Source organism: Streptomyces sp. NPDC043176 (genome assembly GCF_056436715.1).
Genome location: NZ_JBWKCA010000037.1, coordinates 39,525 through 47,657, shown reverse-complemented (window position 1 = coordinate 47,657; position 8,133 = coordinate 39,525). Strand labels below are relative to the sequence as shown.

Here is an 8,133-nt window from a genome sequence, read left to right as displayed (position 1 = left end):
GGGGGCGCCCGGGGGCTCTCCCGCCCCTCCGGCCCGCGGCCCCCTGCGCCGGCGGGGGCTCCTGACGCTGTGCCGCCGGGGCCCCCCCCCCCCCGGGGGGGGGCGGGGCCGCCCGGTCGTCCCCCCTCGGTAGCGGGCCTCGTCCGGCCGGCGGCCGGGCCGCTCGGTCGTCTCGGCTCAGGACGTGGCCGGGGGCGGGGTCGGGCCGTCGGACTGGTGGCGGCGGAACATGCGGGTGGCCGTGATCTCGCCGTGAATGGTCTCACCCTCCGTGCCGGACTGCGGCAGGCCCGGACGCAGGTGCTCCTCCACGCTGATGTACTTGAGGCCGGCCCGCAGGTCGGCGTCGTTGCGCAGTCGGATGACCAGCGGGAACTCGGCCAGCGCCGTCGTGTCGAACAGGCCCGTCGTGTAGAGGAGCTGGACGCCGAGCGCGTCCGACACGGCCCGCTGGAGTTCGAGCAGGTACGTGGCGTTGGCGCGGCCGATCGGGTTGTCCAGGAAGAGCGTGCCCGCGTGGCGGTGCTTGTCGCGGCCCCGGTCGTTGGAGCGGAGCGCCGCCATCGTGCAGTACAGGGCGATGGCGGCCGTGAGCAGCTGCCCGCCGGAGAAGACGTCGCCCATCTGCCCGACGGGCACCCGCTCGGCGCGCAGCACCGCGTCCGGCTTGAGGATCTCGACGGAGACGCCCTTGGGTTCGAGGGCCGCCTGCACGCCCCTGAGCAGCAGGGACATGCCGTCGCGGCGCAGGTCGGAGTTCTTCTTGACGGCGGCCCGGGTGGCCTCGTCGACGACCTCGCCGAGCCGCTCCGCGAGGGTGGCCTGGTCGGGCTCCTCGAAGCGGATCCGCAGGAACTCCTGGCCGGACCACTCGCCGAGGCCCTCAGGCAGCCGGGAGAGCCGCTGGGCGGAGCGGAGGGTCGCGAGCGAGGACTCCACGAGGCCGCGGAGCCGGTCCACGATCGAGTCGCGGTTGCGCTCCAGCTGCTCCAGCTCGTCGGTGAGGACCCGCAGCCGGGGCGCGAACGCCTCGGCCCACTTGGCGGCGTGCTCGGGCAGCGCGGACGCCGGCAGTTCGCGGATCTGCTGGCGGGCCGGCGTGCGGACCTGCTCGTAGCGGGTGGAGTTGGCGTGCCGGACGAGGACGTCGCTCGCCTCGCGCACGGCGGCGTCGGCGGCGGACAGCTCGGCGGTGAGGCCGCGCAGCGAGCGGCGCGCCTCGGTCGCCACCGTACGGGCCTCCTCCAGGGTGCCGCGGTACGGCTCGGGCGCGTCCTGCTCCTCGTCCGCGTGGTCGCGGAGCAGGTCCCGCAGGAGGGCGGCGGTCTCGTCGAAGCCGCCCGCCGCGTCCTCGGCGGCCCGGTGGTCACGGAGCAGGCGGCTGTGGGCGGCGCGCGCCGTCTCCAGGGCGACGGTGCGGGCGGCGAGTTCGGCGGTCGCGGTACGCAGCAGGGCCTGCGCCCGCTCGGCGTCGGCGGGGACCAGCTCCTCGGGCAGCTCGGTGTGCGCCTCGCCGTCCTCCGGGGCCAGGCGCTCGGCCTCGCCGCGGAGCCGGCCGAGCTTCTCGCTCGCCTCGGAGGCCCGCGTCTCCAGCATCTGCACCAGGGACTCGGCGCGTGCGGCCGCGGCCTGCCGGGAGGGTCCGTCGGCGCCGTCGGTGGACTCCAGGAGCTGTTCGGCGCGGGTGCGGACCTTGTTGGTGAGCCGGTCGAGCTCGGCGAGGGCGGCGGACTCGTCGCTCTCGGCGCGGGCCTGCTCGGCGCGCAGGTCGGCGCCGACGCCGACCTTCTCGTACAACTGGGACGCGGCCCGGTAGGCCTCGCGCAGGGTGGGGAGCGCGGTGCGGGGCGCGGTCGGGGCCTCCTCGGGGAGGGTGTCGGGAGCGCCCGCGATCTCGGCGCGTTCGGCGCGCAGGGCGCGAGCGGTGCGGTGGGCGTCGTCGGCGGTCCGCTGGGCCGCGCGACGGTCCTCGTCGGCGGCCCGGGCGCGCTCCAGGCACGTCTGGGCGCGGGCCTCGGACTCGGCCGCGTCGTCGGCGAGTTCACGGAGCTTGGCCTGCCAGGCGGAGCGCTCCCGCAGACGGAAGGCAAGGCCCGCGAGGGCGTCGGCGACGCGGCGGGCGCGCTGGGCCGCCTCCTGGCGCTCGTCCCTGACCTGGGCGGCTTCGGCGGCGGTCTCGTCGGCCTCCGCGCGCGCGGCGCGGGCCTCGTCGAGGGTCGCGGCGGCGGCTTCGGCGGTCTCGCGGGCGGTCGCGGCGACGGCCGCGAGTTCGGCGAGCATCCCGGGCGGGCAGTCGGCGCGCCAGGCACCGAGGCGGGCGGCGAGGGCGCGGTCGCCGGCGAGACGGGCGGCGAGGGTGCGGATCTCCTCGTCGCGGGCGGCCGCGCGGGCGCGCAGGGCGTGCCGCTCCTCGTCGGCGGCGTGCTCGTCGTGCATGGCCGGGTTCGGCGGGACGAGGAAGACGCCGGTGTCGTCGGCCGACTCCCGCGCCGGTACGGGGGCGAGCAGGGCGGCGGCGGTGCCGACGGCGACGGCGGAGCGGGGCAGCAGGGCCGCGGTGCCGAGGACCTCGCGGGCGCGTCCGTACGAGACGGGGTCGGTGATCACCACGCCGTCGACGAGTTCGGGGCGGGCGGCGAGGACGCGGGCGTGGTCGGCGGGGTCCACGGCCTGGGCGAGGTAGCGCCAGCCGGGGAGGGCGGGGATGCCGTGCTCGCCGAGGTACTCGACGGTGGCGAGGACGTCGGGCCCGGGCGGCAGCAGCCCGCCGTCGCCGAGCGCGCCGAGGATGCGGGAGTCGTCGGCAGCGGCGGTGCGCATGTCGAAGAGCTGCCGCTCGGCGGAGGTGACGGCCTGGTCGAGCATGGTGCGGAGCTCGTCGGCGTACCGGTCGAACTCGGTGACGGTGAGCGGGTCCTGGGACGCGGTGGCGGGGCCGGTGTCCTCCACGGAGGCGTCGTCGTCGGCGCCGGAGGTGGCGGCGGCGCGCCGGCCGGGGAGCGGCGAGCCGGTGGCCGGGAGGCTGAGGAGTTCGGCGAGCCGCCCCTCGGCGGCGAGGGACTCGGCGGCGCGGCGCTCGGCGTCGTAGGCGTTCTCGGCCGCCTCGGCCGCGTCGGCGGCGCGGGCGGCGGCGAGTTCGGCGCGGGATTCGGCACCGGCGGCCTCGCGGGCGCGGTCGGCGGTCGTGCGGGCGGCCTCGCGGGCGGTGTCCCAGGCGGCGACCGCGGTCTTCTCCGCGTCGCTCGCGGCGAGCGCGGCGCGCGCGGGGTCGGCGTCGGGCGCGGAGTCGTCGAGCCAGCCGGCCCGTACGGCCTCGGCGGTCTCCTGCTCGACCTCGGCGAGGCGCTGGCGCAGGTGGCCGGCCTCGCTGCGGGCCCGCTGGGCCTCGGTGGCGGCGGATGTGGCGTCGCGGTGGGCGGTCTCGCCGACCTCCTGGAGGGCGGTGGAGCGTTCCTCCTCCTCCGCGGCGCGGCGCTCGCCCTCCTCCGCGGCGGCGGCGAGGGCGCGTACGAGATCGGCGGCGGCCTCGGCGCGGGCCGCGAGGGCCGGGGCGGCGTCCCGCTCGGCCTCGCGGATGGCGACGGCCACGCGCGCGGAGCGGTCCGAGGCGGCGCGGTGGCGGAGCACCGCCTCGGCCGCCTGCCAGGCGGAGTGCAGGGTGCGGGCGTCGGTGAGTTCACGACGCTGGGAGGCCGCGCCCTTCTCGGCCGCCGTCAGGGCCAGGGAGGCGTGCCGGTAGGCCAGTTCCGCGGCGATGAGGGAGCTGCGCCCGCGGGCGGTCTCGGCCTCGTCGACGGCGTGGGCGGCGGAGGTGACCTGCTGGGCCAGTTCGGCGCCGCGGCCCCGCTCCTCGGCGGCGCGGGCGGAGAGACGGCGGGCGAGCGTGCGGGTGCGCCGCTCGGCGCCCGCATGGACGTCGCGCGCGTGGGAGCGGGTGCCGGCGGCCTCGACGATCCGGCCGAGCAGGTCCACGGAGCCCGCGGTGAAGTCGCGTTCGGCGGTCAGTTCGGCGCGCCGGCCCAGCTTGTTGCCGAAGCCGCCGACGAGGTCCGCGAGTCCGTCGGTGTCCCGGGTGTCGGTGACGGCGCGCAGGAGCAGGTCGGTGAAGTCGGAGTCCTTCTTGACCGCGAAGAGGCCGGCGGCCTCGCCCTCGTCGGCGTTCATCTCGCGCTGGTAGCGGAAGAGTTCGGGGTCGAGGCCGAGGTCGCCGAGGTGCTCGTTCCAGCGGTCGTGGATCTCCTCCCAGACCACCTCCAGGTGCGGGTACGCCTTGCCGGCCTCGGTGAGGGCGTCGCGGAAGCCCTTCATGGTGCGGCGGCGGCCGGTCGCCCCGGAGGCGCCTTCGACGGGCGGCCGGACCGAGGTCGCCTCGGCGACGGGCAGGTTGTCCAGGCTGAGCCCGGGGCCGGGACGGAACGAGTACCAGGCCTCGGCGAACTTCCGCGGGTCGTTGGAGACCTGGCGGCCGCGCCATTCGCTGGCCTTGCCGACGACGACGAGTTCACCGGTGAGGGTGTGCTGCCACTCCAGGGCGACGTGTCCGCAGTCGTCGGCGAGGAGGAACTTGCGCAGCACGCCGGAGCTGGCGCCGCCCAGGGTGTTGCGGTGGCCGGGGAGCATCACCGAGAAGATCAGCTTGAGGAGGACGGACTTGCCGCCGCCGTTCTCCAGGAACAGCACGCCCGCGGGGGCCGGCCGGCGCGGCGGGCCGACCGGCTCATCCTCGAAGAACTCCGCCTGGGTCGGGGCGGGGTGGGGCACGGGCGCGCCGACTCCGCGCAGGTCCAGGACGGTGTCGGCGTAGCGCGCACCGGCGGGGCCGATGGAGTAGAGGCGGACCCGGGACAGCTCGTACATGGCGAGGGACTCTCGTGCTCTCGTGCTCGTCGTGCTCAGGAAGGTCGGTTGCGCGGGGCGTTACGCGTGGAAGGGCAGGCCGGCGTCGGCGGCGAGCTCCAGGTCGTCGCCCTCGGGCGGCGGGAGGAGGGTCGCGGAGCCGTCGCTGACGGGGACGACGCCGAGCTCGAGGAGCTCGGCCATGGCGGCGGAGCCGGCCATGTCGCGGACCTGGAGCTGGTAGCGGGCGGTGGTGCGGTAGGAGCCGCCGCCCTCGTCGCCGGTGCGCTGGAGGAAGCCGGAGTCGGTGAGGAACGCGGCCGCCTTGCCGACGATGCCGGTGGTGGATCCGGCGAGTCTGCGGGCGTCCTTGGTGGCGCCGGTGGCGCTGCGCCGGGCGTAGATCCGCCAGGCGGCCTCCAGGCCGGGGGCGTCGGACGCCGGGTCGGTGTTCTCGCCCTCCTCCTCGGCGCGCTGCTCCAGGCGCAGACAGGCCTGGCGCACGAAGGCGTCGACGCCGTTGACGGTGAGGCGGCCGATGTACGCGTCGTCGGCGAGGTCCTCCGGGCGGGGGAACGCCATCGCGGCGACGGCGAGGTGGGCCAGGCCGTGCAGGAACCGGTCGGCCGAGTCCGTGGACGCGCGACGCGCGTAGTCGCCCATGCGGACGGCGAAGACGGAGTCCTCGCCGGCGGTGACGGCCATCCCCGCGCGCGGGGAGACCTCCAGGACGACGAGGCCCAGGCCGGTGGCGACGGCGTCGGCGAGGCGCGCGAAGGCGGGGTCCTCGCGATAGCGGCGGAGCAGCTCGGTGTACTCGGCGTCACGGGCCGGGAGCAGCTTCGGCTGGAGCCCGAAGGAGACGAGCCGGGCCGCGTCGGCGGCGTCCGCGGGCGTGACGGCGGACGCGGTGGCACCGGTGGAGGAGGGGGCGTGGGCCTGCGCGGGCTCCTGCTCGCTCCACGCGTCGGCGTACTCGGCGCGGGTTTCGCTCACGGCTGGGGCTCCTCGGTACGGCTCTCGGTCGGTACGGCTCCGGTGCCGGGGCGCGGCACGGGCAGCGGGACGGGGGTGACGGCCGCCGGGGCCGCGGTGGCCTGGCGGTCGACGGGCGCGGGCGGCACGTCCATGAGCCGCACGGCCCGTACGGACGGCATCTCCCGGCGCCGCGACTGCGGCGCCCGGGGCGGCATCGACACGGTCCCGAATCGGGGCCGGGTACCCCGCGACCGCTCGGTCCGGTCGGCGGCAGCGTCGGCGGTATCGGCGTCGGTACCGGGGTCGGCGTCGGTATCGGGGTCGGCGTCGGCGTCGTTGGCCGCGTCGGGCTCCTGGTCCCGTTCCGGTGCACGGTCGGCGACCGGTGCACGGTCGGGGTCCGGCTCGGGGTCGGGGGCCTGCCCGGGGGCAGGGTCCGGCTCGGCGATCGGTTCCCGTACGGAGTCGGCGGCGGGCGCGTGGGCAGGCCCGGCGGCCGGCGCGGAGCCGGGCTCCGGCGCGGGAGCGGTCGGCGGTGCGGGAGCGGTCGGCGGTGCGGCGGGGTCGGCCTGGTCCGTCCGGGCCGCCGGTACGAAGGCGGGGGCGGACGCCTGCTCGGCGGGGGCCGGGGCGGAGGCCTGCTCGGCGAGGGCCGCGGTGGACGCGGGCAGGGCGGCGGGCTCGGGGGCCTGCGGGGCGAGGGTCACGAGGCCTCCGAGCGGTCGGCGGCCATGCCCGCCGCGTCGAGCAGGGCCGTACCGACGATGAGGTCGGCACCGCCGAACTCGGGGTCGTCGAGGGGGGTGCCGTCGTCGACGGCGAAGAGGAGCCGCTCCTCGCCCTGCCGGTAGGCCGTGCCGACCGGGGGGCTGGCGGCGTGGACGGCGAGGAGGGCGACGAGGTACGGCAGGTCGGGGTCGAGGCGCCGGGCTTCGGCGAGCAGGCCGGAGAGGCGCCGCGGGGCGTCGTGCTCCAGGTCGAGCAGGCGCTGGGCGCTCGCGAGCTGCTCCTCGCTGAAACGGGAGTCGTCGGGGGTGGCGATGAGGTCGGGCTCGGGCATCTCCGCGCCGAGGTGCTCGCGCTCCACGGGCGGGGTGAGCAGCAGGTCGACGAGGTCGCCGAGGCGGACGGAGGCGGGGGTGCGCAGTCCGGTGCCGTGGGCGAAGAAGGCGTCGGTGACCCGGGTGGCCTGCTCGACGGGGAGCGGCAGCACGGGGGCGACGAGCTGCCCGTACAGGTCGAGTCCGGTGTACATGGCCGGGGCGGCGAAGGCCTGGCGGTCCTGTTCGGCGCGGAAGAGGGGCCCCGCTTCCAGGAGGCGCGACTGGAGCTGGGTGTGGCGCCGGATGCAGTCCTTCACTATGTCGACGAGCTCGGCGGCGCGCCGCTTGTGCTCGGCCGTCTTCGCGTCGGAGGCGGCCTCGGCCTCGTCACGGGCCCTGCGGATGTTGGTGAGGATCGCGTTCTCGTGGCGGTAGCGGTCGGCCACGTGGTCGAGCGCCTCGGCGATCATGTCGGGGACGGTGTTGAGCCAGTCCACCGCGCGCACGTTGCGCCGGGTGGCCTCCAGGGTCTTGCGGAGGACCTCGGCGTACTGCACGGTCCGGTAGCGCGCCTGCTCGGCGGCGAGCTGGGCGTCGGCGAGGCGGCCCCGGTTGATGAGGACCTCCAGCTTCACCTCGGCGGCGATCTGGGCGCTGGTGACGTCGGTGTCGAGGGCGCCGACGAGGACGTTGACCGCTTCGTCGGTGGTGCGGAGGTAGACGCCGCCGCCGTACCCCGGGACCTCCTCGATGAGTTTGAAGTCGTAGTCCCTGCGGACGTAGACGCCGTCGGTGCCGAAGGTGCCGTAGACGGCGCGGAAGCCGCGGTCGACGCTGCCGACGTTGATGAGGTTCTCCAGGACCCAGCGGGCCACGCGCTCGTGCTCGGCGGCGGGGCGGGTGGGTGCCTGGGCGGCGACGCGGGGCAGCAGCCGGGCCACTATCTGCTCGTGGTCGGCGCCGGTGTCGAAGTCCATGTTCAGCGTGATCAGGTCGATCGCGGCGAGGGCCACCTCGGCCATCGCGTAGACCGTGTACTCGCCGGCCAGGTTGGCCTTGCGCGCGTCGAGGTCGTGCAGCGGGGCGGTGCACGCGAGCGCGCGGAGGCGCCGCGCGAGCCCTTCGTCGGCGGCCGGGCCCTGCGCGGGCCGCGGCCCCGCGCTGAGCTGGGGCGGAACGAGGTCCGTCGAGGCAGGCGAAGTCACGGTGGACAGATTAGGTCCTCGACCTGACAACGGTCGAAACGGCGCAGATGCGACCGGGCTCCGGGAGGCCG

At 76.8% G+C, this 8,133-nt stretch carries 4 protein-coding genes; all 4 read right to left on the bottom strand.

Features of this window, described 5'->3' with window-relative positions; genetic code table 11:
- Positions 1–177: 177 nt before the first annotated feature.
- Genes AC067A_RS35510 through AC067A_RS35495 form a run of 4 tightly spaced genes read right to left on the bottom strand, consistent with a single transcriptional unit; the run spans position 178 to position 8,062 of the window.
- On the bottom strand, positions 178–4,857 hold the full coding sequence (locus tag AC067A_RS35510) for a hypothetical protein (RefSeq protein WP_479247460.1): 4,680 nt from the start codon (positions 4,855–4,857) through the stop codon (positions 178–180).
- Between the two features lie 60 nt (positions 4,858–4,917).
- Positions 4,918–5,832 carry a hypothetical protein gene (locus tag AC067A_RS35505; RefSeq protein ID WP_479247458.1) on the bottom strand — a complete coding sequence of 305 codons (915 nt, stop codon included), beginning with the start codon at positions 5,830–5,832 and terminating at the stop codon, positions 4,918–4,920.
- A complete protein-coding gene (locus AC067A_RS35500) occupies positions 5,829–6,521 on the bottom strand; it encodes a hypothetical protein (RefSeq protein ID WP_479247456.1) in 693 nt (230 codons plus the stop codon). The genes AC067A_RS35505 and AC067A_RS35500 overlap by 4 nt, the downstream gene beginning before the upstream one ends.
- Positions 6,518–8,062: a hypothetical protein gene (locus tag AC067A_RS35495; RefSeq protein WP_479247455.1), complete on the bottom strand. Its 1,545-nt coding sequence runs from the start codon at positions 8,060–8,062 to the stop codon at positions 6,518–6,520. Before AC067A_RS35495 ends, AC067A_RS35500 begins: the two co-directional genes overlap by 4 nt.
- Positions 8,063–8,133: the final 71 nt, after the last annotated feature.